Origin of the sequence: Catenuloplanes niger (assembly GCF_031458255.1) — a bacterium.
Lineage (GTDB): Bacteria > Actinomycetota > Actinomycetes > Mycobacteriales > Micromonosporaceae > Catenuloplanes > Catenuloplanes niger.
In genome coordinates this window covers 8464169-8478934 of record NZ_JAVDYC010000001.1, presented here as the reverse complement: position 1 = coordinate 8478934, position 14766 = coordinate 8464169, and the positions used below count along the sequence as shown (strand labels likewise).

At 73.2% G+C, this 14766-nt stretch carries 14 protein-coding genes; 7 read left to right on the top strand and 7 right to left on the bottom strand.

Annotated elements, in window-relative coordinates; all coding sequences use genetic code 11:
• Nucleotides 1-44 precede the first annotated feature (44 nt).
• Nucleotides 45-248, top strand: a complete 204-nt coding sequence (locus J2S44_RS37285; protein ID WP_306829036.1) for a cold-shock protein — start codon at nucleotides 45-47, stop codon at nucleotides 246-248.
• A gap of 62 nt (nucleotides 249-310) precedes the next feature.
• Here J2S44_RS37285 and J2S44_RS37280 read toward each other — a convergent pair whose 3' ends face one another.
• Nucleotides 311-745, bottom strand: a complete 435-nt coding sequence (locus J2S44_RS37280; RefSeq protein WP_310424292.1) for a DoxX family protein — start codon at nucleotides 743-745, stop codon at nucleotides 311-313.
• A 240-nt stretch (nucleotides 746-985) separates the two neighbouring features.
• On the opposite strand from J2S44_RS37280, the gene helR reads away from it, so the two are divergent.
• Together helR and J2S44_RS37270 are read left to right on the top strand one after the other, a co-directional pair.
• Nucleotides 986-3136, top strand: coding sequence for an RNA polymerase recycling motor ATPase HelR (helR, locus tag J2S44_RS37275; RefSeq protein WP_310424290.1), 2151 nt, complete (start codon nucleotides 986-988; stop codon nucleotides 3134-3136).
• A gap of 126 nt (nucleotides 3137-3262) precedes the next feature.
• Complete coding sequence (locus tag J2S44_RS37270; protein WP_310424287.1) at nucleotides 3263-4675, top strand: M28 family peptidase; 1413 nt, start codon at nucleotides 3263-3265, stop codon at nucleotides 4673-4675.
• Between the two features lie 25 nt (nucleotides 4676-4700).
• Here J2S44_RS37270 and J2S44_RS37265 read toward each other — a convergent pair whose 3' ends face one another.
• The 3 genes from J2S44_RS37265 to J2S44_RS37255 form a co-directional block, all read right to left on the bottom strand.
• Nucleotides 4701-6164, bottom strand: a complete 1464-nt coding sequence (locus tag J2S44_RS37265; protein ID WP_310424284.1) for a PH domain-containing protein — start codon at nucleotides 6162-6164, stop codon at nucleotides 4701-4703.
• Between the two features lie 47 nt (nucleotides 6165-6211).
• Nucleotides 6212-6706, bottom strand: coding sequence for a PH domain-containing protein (locus tag J2S44_RS37260; RefSeq protein WP_310424280.1), 495 nt, complete (start codon nucleotides 6704-6706; stop codon nucleotides 6212-6214).
• A 219-nt stretch (nucleotides 6707-6925) separates the two neighbouring features.
• Nucleotides 6926-8266: a cellulase family glycosylhydrolase gene (locus tag J2S44_RS37255; protein ID WP_310424277.1), complete on the bottom strand. Its 1341-nt coding sequence runs from the start codon at nucleotides 8264-8266 to the stop codon at nucleotides 6926-6928.
• A gap of 144 nt (nucleotides 8267-8410) precedes the next feature.
• Here J2S44_RS37255 and J2S44_RS37250 point away from each other — a divergent pair, with 144 nt between their 5' ends.
• Nucleotides 8411-9427, top strand: a complete 1017-nt coding sequence (locus J2S44_RS37250) for a LacI family DNA-binding transcriptional regulator (RefSeq protein ID WP_310424272.1) — start codon at nucleotides 8411-8413, stop codon at nucleotides 9425-9427.
• Nucleotides 9428-9448: 21 nt separating this feature from the next.
• Here J2S44_RS37250 and J2S44_RS37245 read toward each other — a convergent pair whose 3' ends face one another.
• The 3 genes from J2S44_RS37245 to J2S44_RS37235 form a co-directional block, all read right to left on the bottom strand.
• Nucleotides 9449-10039 carry a TetR/AcrR family transcriptional regulator gene (locus J2S44_RS37245; protein WP_310424270.1) on the bottom strand — a complete coding sequence of 197 codons (591 nt, stop codon included), beginning with the start codon at nucleotides 10037-10039 and terminating at the stop codon, nucleotides 9449-9451.
• Between the two features lie 78 nt (nucleotides 10040-10117).
• Nucleotides 10118-11035 (bottom strand): hypothetical protein, encoded by a 918-nt coding sequence (locus J2S44_RS37240; RefSeq protein ID WP_310424267.1) that lies wholly within the window; start codon nucleotides 11033-11035, stop codon nucleotides 10118-10120.
• 301 nt (nucleotides 11036-11336) lie between these two features.
• Nucleotides 11337-11642 (bottom strand): hypothetical protein, encoded by a 306-nt coding sequence (locus J2S44_RS37235; RefSeq protein WP_310424264.1) that lies wholly within the window; start codon nucleotides 11640-11642, stop codon nucleotides 11337-11339.
• A 354-nt stretch (nucleotides 11643-11996) separates the two neighbouring features.
• Here J2S44_RS37235 and J2S44_RS37230 point away from each other — a divergent pair, with 354 nt between their 5' ends.
• Genes J2S44_RS37230 through J2S44_RS37220 form a run of 3 tightly spaced genes read left to right on the top strand, consistent with a single transcriptional unit; the run spans nucleotide 11997 to nucleotide 14673 of the window.
• A complete protein-coding gene (locus J2S44_RS37230) occupies nucleotides 11997-12719 on the top strand; it encodes a sugar phosphate isomerase/epimerase family protein (RefSeq protein WP_310424261.1) in 723 nt (240 codons plus the stop codon).
• On the top strand, nucleotides 12716-13909 hold the full coding sequence (locus J2S44_RS37225; RefSeq protein WP_310424258.1) for a Gfo/Idh/MocA family protein: 1194 nt from the start codon (nucleotides 12716-12718) through the stop codon (nucleotides 13907-13909). The genes J2S44_RS37230 and J2S44_RS37225 overlap by 4 nt, the downstream gene beginning before the upstream one ends.
• Complete coding sequence (locus tag J2S44_RS37220; RefSeq protein ID WP_310424255.1) at nucleotides 13906-14673, top strand: NAD-dependent epimerase/dehydratase family protein; 768 nt, start codon at nucleotides 13906-13908, stop codon at nucleotides 14671-14673. Before J2S44_RS37225 ends, J2S44_RS37220 begins: the two co-directional genes overlap by 4 nt.
• Nucleotides 14674-14766: the final 93 nt, after the last annotated feature.

Sequence of the window (14766 nt, the reverse complement as noted above, 5' to 3'; positions counted from 1 at the left end):
GTCGGCACGTTGCTGACCTCCCACAGCTCGCGAAGGAGAAACACATGGCCACCGGCACCGTGAAGTGGTTCAACGCCGACAAGGGATTCGGCTTCATCGTTCAGGACGAGGGCGGCGCGGACGTCTTCGCGCACTTCTCCGCGATTGCCACGAGCGGCTACCGCAGCCTCGAAGAGAACCAGCGGGTCGAGTTCGAGATCACGCAGGGCCAGAAGGGCCCGCAGGCCGCGAACATCCGCCCGCTCTGATCTAGAACACCGCGAAGGGGGTACGGCGTACGCCGTGCCCCCTTCGTCGTGCGTGCCGGCCGTCAGGCCGTCGCCGGCTCCGGCGCGCGACGGCGCAGCACCGGCATGAGCAGAGCGTCCACGCTGAACCGGCCGGCGCCGACCGCGGCCAGCATCAGCGCGCCGGCACCGAGAACCAGCACCAGCTCCGCGCCGCCGGTGTCGACGAACATGCCGTTGCCGGCGTGCACGAAGATGTAGGCGCCGAGCATGTTCAGCGCGAGCAGCGCGCCGAAGACCGGCGTGAGCAGGCCGAGGATCAGTGCGGCGCCGCCGCCGACCTCGACCAGCGCGGCGAACCAGGCCGCCGCGGTCGGCAGCGGGATGCCGACGCTGCCGAAGAATCCGGCCGTGCCGTCCACTCCGTTGGTGACCAGCTTCTGCCAGCCGTGTGCGATGAAGACCGCGCCGATACCGATGCGGGCGACGAGGATCGCGAGATCGCGGGCCAGGGTCATCAGGGCTCCCGTTCTGGTTGAGCGTTCAACATTTCGACGGCCGGAACGTTACCGGGATCGATGACCGAACGCCCGCAATCGTGATCTATCCCCATCCAGGGAACCAAACGCCACGAACGCGTACAGAGCCCGCCGGGCGGACGCATCGGCCCGGACAGCAAAAAGGGAGAAAGGGAAAAACCCTTCCTCCGCCATCTTCAACGTATATCAGGGACCGGGTCTTGCCGCAAGACCCGGGTGATGCCGCAGAATCCTTGCTCGAACGCCGGAACATGGCAATTTGGGGGGATTCTCGTGAGCGCGTTTGCTCTGCCGGACGGGCTGGCGGCCAAGGCCGCACCCGCGCTGATCGACGCGGACGAGCGGCACTTCGCCGCGATCGGGGACGCGTTGCGCCGTCAGCTCGACGACCTGTCCGCCCGGCTCGACGAGGCCCGCCGGAGCGCCGCGGGCAAGGGGCGGCAGGCGGTCGACCGCGACCAGGAGGTGCGCCGGCTGTCCACCCGGTTGCGCACGCTGCGCCGCTACCGCCTGGACCTGTGCCTGGGCCGGATGGTCGACGCGGTCACCGGCGACACCGTCTACGTCGGACGGCTCGGGCTCACCGACGGCGACGGCGGCCGGCTGCTGACCGACTGGCGCTCGCCCGCGGCCGAACCGTTCTTCGGCGCCACCCACGCGAACCCGATGGGCCTGGCCAGCCGCCGCCGCTACCGGTGGACCCGCGGGCGGGTCACCGACTACTGGGACGAGGTGTTCACCCCGGACGGTCTGGCGGGGCACGCGGCGCTGGACGACCAGTCCGCGTTCATCGCCAGCCTCGGCGACACCCGGACCGCGCGCATGCGCGACGTGCTCGGCACCATCCAGGCCGACCAGGACGCGATCATCCGCGCCGGGTCCGCCGGCACGCTCGTGGTCGACGGCGGCCCGGGCACCGGCAAGACCGTGGTCGCGCTGCACCGCACCGCGTACCTGCTCTACTCCGACCCGCGGCTCGGCCATCGGCGCGGCGGCGTGCTCTTCGTCGGCCCGCACGAGCCCTACCTGGCGTACGTCTCCGACGTGCTGCCCAGCCTCGGCGAGGAGGGCGTGCTCTCCTGCACGCTGCGCGACCTGGTGCCGGAGGGCGCGGACGCCGGCGAGGAGAAGGACCCCGCGGTGGCCCGCCTGAAGTCGTCCACGGACATGGTCCGCGCGGTCGAGGCCGCGGTCCGGTTCTACGAGGAGCCGCCCGCGGCCGCGACCACGGTCGAGGGCCTGCGGGTGAGCGCGGACGACTGGGCCGAGGCCTTCGGCGCGGCCGCCGGCATCCCGCACAACGAGGCCCGCGAGCCCGTCATCGACGAACTCGTCGCGATCCTGACCGACCGGTACGACGCCGATCCGGCCGACCTGCGCCCCGGCCTGCGCGCCGCGCTGCACCGGGCCTGGCCGATGCTCGACGCGGCCGACCTGATCGCCGACCTCTGGTCGGTCCCCGCCTACCTGCGCCGCTGCGCGCCCCGGCTGAGCCCGGCCGAGATCGCCGCGCTGCAACGCGCGGACCCGCGCGCCTGGACCGTCGCGGACCTGCCGCTGCTCGACGCGGCGCGGCACCGGCTCGGCGACGCCGGCGCCGACCGGCGGCGACGGCACCGGAACGCGGCCGTGGCCGCCCAGCGCGCCGGCATGGCCGCGGTCGTCGACGACCTGATCGCCTCGAACGTCCACGACGACGGCGAGGGCCTGATGCAGATGCTGGTCCAGCAGGACCTGCGGGACGTGCTGGTCGACGAGGCGGTGCTGCCCGAGGCCGAGACCGACCGGCTGACCGGCCCGTTCGCGCACATCGTGGTGGACGAGGCCCAGGAACTCACCGACGCCGAATGGCAGATGCTGCTGCTGCGCTGCCCGTCCCGCAGCCTCACCGTGGTCGGCGACCGCGCCCAGGCCCGGCACGGCTTCACCGAGTCGTGGCAGGACCGGCTGACCCGGGCCGGCCTGGACCGGATCGAGCTGGCGTCGCTGAGCATCAACTACCGCACCCCGTCCGAGGTGATGGCCGAGGCCGCCCCGGTGATCCGCGCCGTGCTCCCGGACGCGAACGTGCCCCGCTCGGTCCGCGACAGCGGCCTCCCGGTCGTACACGCGCGGGTCGAGGATCTTGATCTGATCCTGGCGCGGCACGCCGCCGGCGAGGGCACCGCCGTGGTCATCGGGCACCCGGCGTTCACCGGCTCCGCCCGCGTGCGGTCACTGACCCCCGAACTGGCCAAGGGACTCGAGTTCGACCTGGTCGTCCTGGTCGACCCGGCCTCCTTCGGCGACGGCGTCCCCGGCGCGGTCGACCGCTACGTCGCGATGACCAGGGCGACCCGGCAACTGGTGGTCCTCACGAGCCACCCATGACCTCGGTCCGCGCCGAGTTGCCGCGGTGCCCGGGCGGTCCCGTGGAGCGAAGACAGATCGGTTGCCGGTTGTCCGAAATCTCACTATTGATCGACCGATATCACCGTCGTGCCTAGTCTCTCCACGATGGAGCGACTGGAACTGGGAGGCACCGTGGGGAATCCGTTGAGCCGGCGGAAGCTGCTCGGGATCGCGGCCGGAGGTGCGGCCGGGGCCGCGCTGCCGGCGCCCGCCTGGGCGATCGGCGACCAGCGGCCGGGGGCGGTGCGGCCACCGGTGCTGACCGCGGACGACCGGTCGGTGGCCGGGCAGGTGTCGGCGCGGCGCGGGCTGGAGCACCTGCGCGTGCTGTCCGAGCGGATCGGGCCGCGGGTCAGCGGCACGCCGGCGGAGAACCGGGCGGCCGACTGGATCGCCGGCGTGCTCGACTCGCTCGGCTACGACACGACGACGCAGCCGTTCGCCGCGGAGGACATCGCGCTGGGCTCACTCGGCGCGCCCGGCGGGCTGCCGGCCGACCTGGGCTGGCAGGTGGGCGCGACCGAGTCGGGCGCGCTGGACACCACGGTCCGTGGCGCGGTCGTCGACGCGGGAACGGGCGCGCCCGAGGGCTACCCGGACGACGTGACCGGCCGGATCGTGCTGATCGACTTTCCGTGGGTGGAGGACCCGGACGTGCTGGCCGGCACCGCGGTCGCGCGCGGTGCGGCCGCGATCGTGTTCGTGTCGAACGACCACCTCGACCACTCGCTCGCGCCCGCGTTCCCGCCGTGGCTGGCGAACCCGGTGCCGATCCCGGTGGTCGGCGCCGGGCAGCCGCAGAAGCACCGGCTGCGGGCGCTGCTGGCCGCCGGCGCGCTGCCGGAGCTGACCGTCAGCACCCGCATGCATCGCGGCCTGACGTCGTACAACGTGCTCGCGGAACGCGCGCACGGGACCGGCGACGGACCGGTCGTCATGGTCAGCGCGCACTACGACACCGTGATCGGCTCGCCCGGCGCGAACGACGACGGCTCCGGGACCGTACTGACGCTGGAACTGGCCCGGGTCCTTCGCCACCTGCCGGTGAACGCGACGCTGCGGTTCGCGCTGTGGGGATCGGAGGAGTCGGGGCTGGTCGGCTCGCGGCACTACGTGGCCGGGCTGCCGCAGCGCGAACGGGACCGGATCGTCGCGGTGTTCCAGAACGACATGGTCGCGACCAGCTGGGATCCGGCGATCCGCTACTGGCTGCTGTCGCTGGCCGGCGAGCCGAACCGGTCCACGGACGAGGTGGTCGCGGCCGCTTCCCGGCTCGGCTACACCCCGCACCTGTCGGCGGTGACGGAGCGCGGTGCCAGCGACCACGCGTCGTTCCAGGAGGTCGGCATCGCGGCGGCGAACTTCTCCTGGCGGGGCGAGGACGACGGCTGGATCGTGCTGGAGCCGCCGTACCACAGCCCGGAGGACACGATCACGCACAACATCAGCCTGGAACGCCTTCAGGTGTCGATGGAACTGATCGCGTCCGCCGCCTACGCCACCGCCCGCAACCCCTGAGCACCCCCGGCGGTACGTGCGGGGGTCAGTCGACCGGGTCGGCCGCGCCGGGTGCGGGCGTACCGGCGAACCGGGCGGCCAGGTCCGGCGTGGCGGCGCGGATGAACGCGATCGCCTGCTCCGTGCCCGCGTCCTCGGTGTGGTAGAACCGGTCGCCGGCCGCGGTCGAGACACCGATCGTGATCCGGCCGCCCCACCGCTGGAACAGTGACTGCCGCAGCGTCCACCCGATCACCGCGTCCCGGCGGAGCGCGACCGTGAGCCGGGAGAGCGCGCCGCGCCGCAGCACCAGGTACGGCCCGGCTACCGCGTGCCCGAGCGCGCGGTAGCCGACGACCGCGAGCACCAGCGTGAGCGGCAGGAGCGCGAGCGGGAGCAGCCACCACCGGCCGGGGACCGGGAGGGCCAGCAGCGCGGCGGACAGCAGCGCCGGGCCGGTGACCGCGCGGATCAGGCGGCGGGTGAGCGCGCCGCGCGGGTGCCGGTGCAGGCGCGCCTCCAGCGGCCGGTGCCCGCCGGGCAGCACCCGGGCCGCGATCGCGCGGGCCTCCGGACGCTGGATGCGCGGCAGCAGCGAGGCGGACCCGGCGTCGCCGGCGCTGCGCAGGCCCGTGGTGATCAGCAGCGTCTCGGTGATCCGCAACCAGCGTCCCAGCAGCGGCTCCTTGAACGCGAGGCCGCGTACCCGCTGCTCGTCGCGGTGCGCGGTGTGCGTGTCGAGCAGGCCGCGCCGGGTGATCAGGCTGCCGCCGTCGCGGGTGAGCGTGAACCGCCAGTTCTCCGCGAGGAACGCGGCGGCCTGGATCGCCACGCCGGCCGGGTAGGCGACCGCGACGACGAGCACGGTGGTCCACACCGGCCCGAGTCCGAGCGCGCCGTAGAGCCGGGCGCCGGTGTCGAGCAGGTCGACGCCGAACACGCGCAGGAACCAGTAGCCGGCGAAGAGCGGGCCGATCACCGCGAGCACGGCCCAGACCCGGACCGCGTTGATCATCACCCAGGCGGGGCGCAGCCGCGCGATGACGTCGCCGTCCGGCTCGTCGACGATGCCGGTCTCCGGGTGCAGGAGCTCGTCCTGGAGGCGCGTGGCGGAGCGGGCGTCGAGCGCCTCCAGCGTGAACGACGACTCCTGCTCGCCGGTGCCGATCCGCACCACGCGCAGCCCGAACGGCCGGTGCAGCAGCTTCGCGGTGGTGTCGACGCTGCGGATCCGGTCCCGGGCCACGGTGCGCTCGCGGCGGGCGAGCCAGCCGCTGTGCAGCTCGACCCGGTCGTCCAGCACCCGGTAGCGGGTGGTCAGCATCCGGATCAGGTCGAGGACGGCCTGCAGCACGCCGACCACGGACGCGGCCACCAGCGGCCACACCGGACCGTCGTCGCCCAGCACGACGATGCCGACATATCCGGGTACGGAGGCGAGCGCGGCCCGGATCAGGTCCACCCAGACGAGCCGCGCACTCAGCCGCCGCCAGGGCACGTCATCAGCCACCGGGACCTCGGCCGTCGGGGCTTCGGCCGGTGTGTGCTCCGGTGGTGTCATGTGGCGTCGCCCGGCGTCGCCCCGGTCACCGCGCGCAACCGGTCCACCGTGGTCTCCGCGTCCGCGCGGGACAGCCCTTCGATCGAGATCGCGCCCTCGGACGACGCCGTGGTCACCTTGATCGTGGCGATGCCGAGCAGGTTCTGGATCGGCCCGATCTCCGTGTCGATGCTCTGGATCCGGGAGATCGGCACGATCTGCCACTTCCGGGTCAGCCAGCCCTCCAGCGCGTACACCGCGTCGTCGGTGGCCTCCCACCGGTGCACCCGGTAGCGCCAGGTCGGCGTGACCGCGATGCCGATCAGGTAGCAGGCCGCGAGCACCAGCCACACCGGCCCGGTCCACGGTCGCGCCACCTCGAAGACCAGGTGCGACACACCCAGCGGTACGAGGACGACGACCGCCCCGATCACCGCGCGCAGGGTCCGCCACGGCACGAATCGCCGGTCCACCCGATGCCGCGGCGGCCGGAGCACGTCAGCGTCGATCACTCCACCATGATGACCGCCTCCGTCAACGTCGCCGGCGGGGCCGGGCACCCGGGGGGCGGCCCGGCCCCGGTCACCGCCGCGCGCGGGCTTTCGGGCCTGCACCCCGAAGCCGGCGCTTTCACGTCACGCACGACAACCCGCTTCGGCGTTCCCGGCGCGACGTCGACCGGTGACGGAGGGCGGGCCGGGACCGGATGATCCCGGCCCGCCCCCGGGCGGTCAGCTCGCGGTGCAGGACACGGCCGGTGCGCCGTTCGTGCCGGTCCAGGAGCCGATGAAGCCGAAGGTGGTGCTGGCGCCCGCGCCGAGCGCGCCGTTCCAGGCGGCGTTGCGGGCGGTGACCGCGGTGCCGGTGCCGGAGACGGTGGCGCCCCACGCCTGGTTGACGGCCTGACCGTTCGGGAACGTCAGCGACACCGTCCAGCCGGTGATCGCGGACGTGCCCGCGGTGACCTTCACGTCGCCCTGGAAGCCGCCCGGCCACTGGCCGGCGGTGGCGTAGACCGCGGTGCAGCCCCGGTCGCCACCGCCGGTCGGCGACGGCGTCGGTGACGCGGTCGTCGGCACCGGTGTGGTCGGCTGGACACCGCCGTAGATCGACGCCTCCCGGGACGTGGCGCGGATGCCGTTCGTACCGTTGATGATCCGTTCGCCCCAGGTGGTGATCTGTGCGGGGTCGAAGTTGAGCACCATGTCCAGGATCGGGTCGGTGTTGCCGGACCACGACCAGCCGATGTAGCCGAGCCCGCGGCGCTGCGCCTCGGCCAGGATCGTGGCGTCGTCGACCTCGCCGGCCGCGAACTGCCAGCCGAACTCGCCGATCACCAGTGGCCAGCCCTCGGCCGCGATCGCGTCCAGGTAGTTGATGATCGACTGTGCGGTGCTGAACACCGCGTACATGTGGATGGACAGCACGGTGTTGCCCTGCGGGTCCGCGTCGAGCACGGTCTGCGCGGTGTCCCGCATCGTGTACTGCCAGTCCTGGCCCCAGTTCGGCGCATCCACCATGAGCAGGTGCTCGAAGCCGTTGGCGCGCATCTTCGCGACCGCGGCGGCGCTCGCGGCGGTCCACTGTGCCGCGTCGACGTTGCCGATCGGCTCGTTGCCGATGTTGATCACGACGTAGTTCTCCTGGCCGACCAGGTTCGCCTTCTGGCTGATCCAGTAGTCGGCGGCCTCGTCCAGCGACGCGGCCGCGGCCTCCTCGCCGTACCCGGTGGTGTCGTGCACCTCGAGCACGCAGATCAGCCGGTTCTGCTTGCAGAGCTGGATCACCGCGGGCACGTCGTTCGACGGTCCCCAGCGCTTGCCGGTGCCGAGCACGACCCGGACCGTGTTCGCCCCGGTGGCCTTGATGTCGGCGAACGCGGACGTGTTCCCGGTGTACCAGACGTGCGGGTGGTTGATCCCCCGCATGATCAGTTTCTGGCCGTTGGCCTCGACGATGTCGGTGCCCTCGATGTGCAGTCCCACCGCGGCGGACGCGGGCGACACGCCGAGCATGACGGAGGCGACGGCGGCGGCGAGAACCGCGCCGATCGCGAGCAGCTTTCTTCTCATGACCTTCCTCAGACAGGTGGTGATGCGCCTGCCCAGCGCGCTGGTGGGGAACGCGCGACGCATGTGAAGTGCCCGGATCTGCCGCCAACCTACCGCCGGGCCGGATCGATCGCAATCTTTCGATGTCGGTACGGTGTGCCCACCATGCCGCGCAGAGCCCGCCCGACGCTGAAGGATCTCGCCGCCCGCCTGGGCATCTCGGAGACCGCCGCCTCGTTCGCGCTGAACGGGCGGTCCGGCGTCTCCGCGCAGACCCGGCAGCGGGTGCTGGCGCTGGCCGCGGAGCTGCAGTGGTCGCCGCATCACGCCGCGCGCACGCTCTCCGGCAGCGCGTCGATGACCATCGGGTTCGCGCTCACCCGGGACGTGCGCGAGTTCGGCACCGAGAGTTTCTACCTGCGGCTGCTGGCCGGCACCCAGGCCGTGCTCAGCGGCGCCGGCTACGGCCTGCTGTTCCACATGACCCGGTCGGTCGCGGAGGAGCTGACCGTGCTGCGCCGGTGGAGCGACGAACGCCGCGTCGACGGCGTGATCATCAGTGACCTGCGGCGGGGCGACCCGCGCCCGGCGCTGCTGCGCGACCTCGGCATCCCGGCCGTGCTGGCCGGCGGCCCCGACCCGAGACGCCTGATCCCGTGCGTGAGCGTGGACGACGGCGTGGCGATCGGCCTGCTCGTCGGCCACCTGCTGGAGACCGGGCGCCGCCGGCTGGCCTACGTCAGCGGCCCCGGCGAGCTGCTGCACGTGCACCGCCGGGTGACCGCGTTCCGCCGCACCGCTGGCGCCGCCCGCGCGCCCCGCGACGTGCTCGGCACCGACTACAGCGACGCGCAGGGCCGGGCCGCCACCGCTCGCCTGCTGGACGCGCCGTCCCGGCCGGACGCACTGATCTTCGACAACGAGGTGCTGGCGGTCGCGGGCGTGCGCACGCTGCGCGCGCGGGACCTGTCGGTCCCGGCGGACGTCGCGGTCGCGAGCGTCGAGGACTCGCCGGTCTGCACCGCGCTCACGCCGTCCCTGACGGCCGTGCACCGCGACCCGGCCGTCTTCGGCGAGTCCGTCGCCCGCCGCCTGCTCCGCCTGGTCCACGGCACCGTCGACGAGCCCGAGGAGCCACCGCGACCCACGATCACGGTACGGGAGAGCACCGCCCCCGCCTGACCGCCGCCGGCCGTGCCACGGTCAGAGCAGCGCCTTGTGGAGCGCGCCGAGCAGCCAACGTTCCGCGCCGTCGAGGGTCCAGCCGTTGTCGCCGGTCAGCGTGAAGAACGAGGAGTTGCCGAGGTAGTAGTAGAGCACGTCGGTGGCCTCGTCGACGGTGAGCCGCAGCGTGCCGAGCGACTCCAGGCGGCGGGCCGCGGCCGCGAGACAGTCCCGCTGGAACTGCCGGGACACGCGCAGGCTCTCGGCCGCGGCCGGCTCGTGCGGCGCGGTGTCGGTGACCACCCGGATCAGGTCGGCCCACGCCGCGAACGCCTCCCGGCTGGCGCGCACGACCAGCCGCAGCACCTCACCGGGCTCGGTCGCGGCCCCGATCCCGGCCTGCAGCGAGTCGAACGCCGGGCTCGCCGTGCCGTCCCGGATGACGGTGCGGAGCAGATCCTGCTTGCCGCCGCCGACCGCGTACACGGTGGCGGGCGCGACCCGGGCGGTCCGGGCGATCTCGTTGACCGTCGTCTTGACGTACCCCTTGGTCACGAAGAGCTCCCGCGACGCCGCGATGATCGCCTGGCGTGTGGCCTCCGCATATTCCGCCCGCCGACTGGTGTGCACCCGCTCACGCTAACATCCCATGATCAGAGTGTCGCTCTGATCAACTTCACGCTCAGCAGGCGAAATGCCGTCACCTACCTACCCGAGATCGGGCGAGACGTGACGAACACGGCAGAGCGACCGGTACAGATACAGCGGCCGGCCGGCTCCCGACTCCGCCGGCCGCAACCACCGGATCCACCGCTCGGCGAACACGGGCCGATCCCGACGCGACCGCATGCCCGCGAGCGAGATGACGTCCGTGGTCTGCACCCGGTGCCGCCCGGACCGGATCCAGAACGGCCGACCGATCATGATGGTGTCGAACGGCAGGTCGCCTTGGGTGACGGATTCGACGTGATAGACCAGAGCCAGCCATTCCACGTCGATGAGACGACCCACAAAGCTCATCGCATTGTCCGTACGCCGGCCGAAGAACCCACCGAGGCCGAGGATCGCCTCGTAATTCGCCATCATCAGAGCCTCGAGTCCGACGCTCCCGGCCCATCGCGCGTGGTCCCACTCGCGGTCGGCGTCGTTGAGCCACCGCAGGACGTCGGCCGTGGACGACAGGGCCCAGCCGGTCACCCGGTCGGGATGGGAGTCCTGCAACCAGCCGTCGCAGTTCTCCCGGCTGCCGAAGAGGCACATCGCGGTACGGCCGCCTTCACCGCACCGGACGAAAAAAGCGACTCGGCCCGCATGTGGCGGCTGGTCGATGTCATCGGTGCCGTAGAGCGTCATCCAGACGTCACCTCGGCCGCGAACGAACCCTTCACCGGCCGCGGCGACCGATGCGGGATCGTCCGCCACGAAGTCGCCCAGCAGGCGCTCCGCTGCCGCGGCCTCAGCCGCACGCGAGGTCCGCCCCGCGGCGATCCGCCCCTCCACCTCCGGCGTCACGTTCCCCAGCGAGGGAATGCGCAGCCTCTCCAAGGTGATGACGGGACGACTCCGGCCTCCGTTGTCCTCGTACAACGAGTTGATCGCCCGCCGCGAGAAGTAGTGGTACCTCATCAGCGGCACACGCGCCGGCTCGGCGTCGGTCGTACGTCGGCGAGGCTCCGGCCCAGGCGATCGCCAGCACCCCGCCGCCGAGAACCGGCACACGGCGGACGACGGCCCAGACGACCGCCGCGTACCACACGATCAGCAACGCGAGACAGAGCAGCTCGTCTTGCGTGGCGCCTCGAATCACGCGGTCGCTCCCTGAGCCGGAGGGTCGGAACACGGCTCAGTGTCGTCCGGCGCGGCTTTGATCGCCATCGATTCAGAACGCGGCGCGCGGCGGGACGGGTCGGGAGGTGGGGGCGCCGGTTCAGTATCCGGTGCCCAGGTAGAGCGCGAAGAGGGCGGGCAGCACGGCGACGGCGGGCAGACCGAGCCATCGCACCCGCGGCAGGAGCCGGAACCACAGGACGGGTGCGACGGCGAGCAGCGCGAACGCGGTGGCGAACTCGCCGAGTTGCCGCGCCGAGCCGTGCAGGCCGGGGAACAGGTAGGCACTGAGCAGCAGGCTGCCGGCGAGCATGCCGCACAGGGCGGTGACGGTCCCGGCGATCAGCGCGCGGGCCTCGACCGGCAGCTCGTGGACGTCGCCGGTGAACGCGCGGGTCTTGATCAAGGGGGTGCCCTTCTGCCGTGCGGGATGCGGTGCCAGAACCGTAGGGCAGTGTCGGATAGCCGCGCACGGTCTTGACAGCGGTGCGTGATCCATGCGTGGCCGCGACTTTGCCCCGACGCGCGACCTCTTGCCCGATCTGGCCGGAAATAACGGGATAAAGGGCCGAGGTGGTTCCGGCCGAACGGCCGATGCGCGGTGCCAACCCTCAGCAATCTTACGACTACTAAGTGTAATCACGCGGTGGGTCGGACCGGAACATGATCTGGACGCATCGACCGAAGTCGACGAGACTGAGGCACCACCCCGACGACGAATCCCGACAAGACCGCCACCGTCTCTTGGCAGGGAGCAGCATTGAGCACCGTTCTCGCCGTCCAGCTCTACACCGTCCGGGACCGGCTCGCCGCGGACCGGCCCGGCACGCTCCGCGCGCTCGCCGACGCCGGCTACGGCGCCGTCGAACCGTTCCAGGCCCACCGCGACCCGCACGCGCTGCGGGCCGACCTCGACGCGGCCGGGCTGTCCGTGTGCAGCGCGCACGCCGACGTCCTCGGCGCGGACGCGGACGCCGCGTTCGCGGCCGCGCCGGTCCTCGGCACGGACACGCTGATCCAGGCCTACCTGCCGCCCGAGCGGTTCGCCGACGCGGACGCGGTCGCGGACACCGCCCGCCGCCTCGGCGCGGCCGCGGTCCGGGCCGCGGACCTCGGGCTGCGCGTCGGGTACCACAACCACCACTGGGAGGTCGCCACGCGCGTCGACGGCCGGACCGCGCTGGAGGCCCTCGCGGACCGGCTCGCGCCGGAGGTCCTGCTCGAGGTCGACCTGTACTGGGCCGCGACCGGCGGCGCGGACGTGCCGGCGCTGCTCGGCCGGCTCGGCGACCGGGTCCGGTACCTGCACGTCAAGGACGGCCCGGCCACGGTCGAGGGCCCGATGACCGCGGTCGGCGCCGGCATCGTCCCGATCGGCGCCGCGCTCGCCGCCGCGCCCGGCGCGCGGCGGATCGTGGAACTGGACCACTGCGCCGGCGACGTCCTCGAGGCGCTCCGGGCGAGCGCGGCGGTGCTGCGATGACCGGCGCCCCCACGTCCGCCGGCCCGACCGGCGACCCGGCCGCCGGCCCGGCCGGCAACACGGCCGCCGGCACGGCCGGCAACACGGCCGCCGGCACGGCTGGCAACAGGGCCGCCGGCCCGGTCGGCGTCGCGATCGTCGGCTGCGGCACGGTCAGCCACCAGTACCTCCCCACGCTCGCCGGGTATCCGGACGACGTGCGCGTGGTCGTCTGCGCCGACCTCGACGTCGCCCGCGCGGCCGAGGTGGCGGCGAAGTACGGCGTACCGCCGGCCACGGACGTCCCGGCCGCGATCACGCACCCGGACGTGGAACTGGTGGTCAACCTGACCGTCCCGGCCGCGCACGACGCGGTCGCCGCGGACGTGATCGCGGCCGGCCGGCACGTCTACAACGAGAAGCCGCTGTCGCTGGACCGCGCGTCCGGCGCCCGCATGCTCGACGCCGCGGCCGCGGCCGGGGTGCGCGTCGGCGGCGCACCGGACACCTTCCTGGCCCCGGGCCTGGCGAACGCGTTGCGCGCGGTCGGCGACGGCACCATCGGCACGCCGCAGAGCGCACTGTTGATCATGCAGAGTCCCGGGCCGGAGTCGTGGCACCCCTCCCCCGAGTTCCTGTACCAGGCCGGTGCCGGCCCGCTGCTGGACATCGGCCCGTACTACCTGACCGCGCTCACCGCCGCGTTCGGCCCGGCCGCGCGGGTGGTCGCGCTCGGCCGCCGCGCGTTCGCGGAACGCACGATCGGCAGCGGCCCGAGGGCCGGCACGGTGTTCGGGGTCCAGGTGCCGACGCACGTGACCGCGCTGATCGAGTTCGCCGCCGGCCCGGTCGCCACGCTCGTGATGAGCTTCGACTCGCCGCTCGGCCGCACCGGGCTGCTGGAGATCACCGGCACCGCCGCCACACTGGCGCTGCCCGACCCGAACCGGCACCGCGACCACGGCCGGATCCTGCGCCTCGGCGACACCGCGTGGACCGATCTGCCGGTCGCGCCCGGCGACGAGGACCCGCACGTCGCGCGCGGGCTGGGCGTGGTCGAGATGGCCCGCGCGATCCGGGCCGGCGTGCCGCACGCCGCGTCCGGCGAACGGGCGCTGCACGTGCTGGACCTGATGCTGTCCATCATGGAGTCGGCCGAGCGCGGCGAGTACGTCACCGTGCACAGCACGTTCGGCCCGGCGGCCGGATGAGCACGGTGCTGGTCACCGGGGCGGCCGGCACGATCGGCACGCTGCTGCGGCGCGCCTGGGCCGGCACCCACGTGCTGCACTGCCACGACGTGGCCGCGCCCACGGTCACGCTGCCCGGCGAGACCTGGTCGCGGGGCGACGTGACCGCGCTGACCGTACCCCCGGGCGTGGACGTGGTGGTGCATCTGGCCGCGAACGCGCGGCCCGGCGTCGCGTGGGAGGAGCTGCGACACCCCAACGTGGACGGTACGCGGCACGTGTTCGCCGCCTCGGTCGCGGCCGGGGTCCGCACCGTGGTGTTCGCCAGCTCGCACCACGCCGGCGGCGGCTACGACCGGGACCGCACCCCCGGCGTGTCGGCCCGCTGGCCGGTGCGCCCGTGCTGCTTCTACGGCGTGACGAAGACGCTCGGCGAGTCGTTCGGCCGCTACCACGCCGACCGGGACGGGCTGACCGTGACCTGCCTGCGGCTCGGCGACGTCGACGTCCGCCCGCACGACGAGCTGGCGCTGCGGATCTGGCTCAGCCACCCGGACCTGGTCCGCGCGTTCGACGCGGCACTGACCCGCGCGCCGGGCTTCGGCACGTTCCTGGTCTCGTCCCGCAACAGCCGCTCCCGGTGGGACGTGACCGAGGACAACCGGCTCCTGGGGTACGCGCCGCGGGACGACGCGGAGGACTACACCGACCTGGTCGGCGACGCCGTGTCGCAGCAGGACTGCTTCCGCGGGCCGGTCGCGAACCCGCACGCTCCGGGCCGGTGACAGCACCCGCGGCCTCCGAGGAGCGCGTGTCGCAGGCCGGCCGTCCGCTGCGGGCGCGTCACGGCCACCAGCCGGGCGTCCACCGGGCGTGGA

Coding starts and splice junctions, on each gene's coding strand:
- J2S44_RS37220 (WP_310424255.1), top strand. CDS start 13,906: ATGAGCACGGTGCTGGTCACCGGGGCGGCCGGCACGATCGGCACGCTG.
- J2S44_RS37280 (WP_310424292.1), bottom strand. CDS start 745: ATGACCCTGGCCCGCGATCTCGCGATCCTCGTCGCCCGCATCGGTATC.
- J2S44_RS37255 (WP_310424277.1), bottom strand. CDS start 8,266: ATGAGAAGAAAGCTGCTCGCGATCGGCGCGGTTCTCGCCGCCGCCGTC.
- J2S44_RS37225 (WP_310424258.1), top strand. CDS start 12,716: ATGACCGGCGCCCCCACGTCCGCCGGCCCGACCGGCGACCCGGCCGCC.
- J2S44_RS37240 (WP_310424267.1), bottom strand. CDS start 11,035: ATGAGGTACCACTACTTCTCGCGGCGGGCGATCAACTCGTTGTACGAG.
- J2S44_RS37270 (WP_310424287.1), top strand. CDS start 3,263: ATGGAGCGACTGGAACTGGGAGGCACCGTGGGGAATCCGTTGAGCCGG.
- J2S44_RS37285 (WP_306829036.1), top strand. CDS start 45: ATGGCCACCGGCACCGTGAAGTGGTTCAACGCCGACAAGGGATTCGGC.
- J2S44_RS37250 (WP_310424272.1), top strand. CDS start 8,411: ATGCCGCGCAGAGCCCGCCCGACGCTGAAGGATCTCGCCGCCCGCCTG.
- helR (WP_310424290.1), top strand. CDS start 986: ATGCCGCAGAATCCTTGCTCGAACGCCGGAACATGGCAATTTGGGGGG.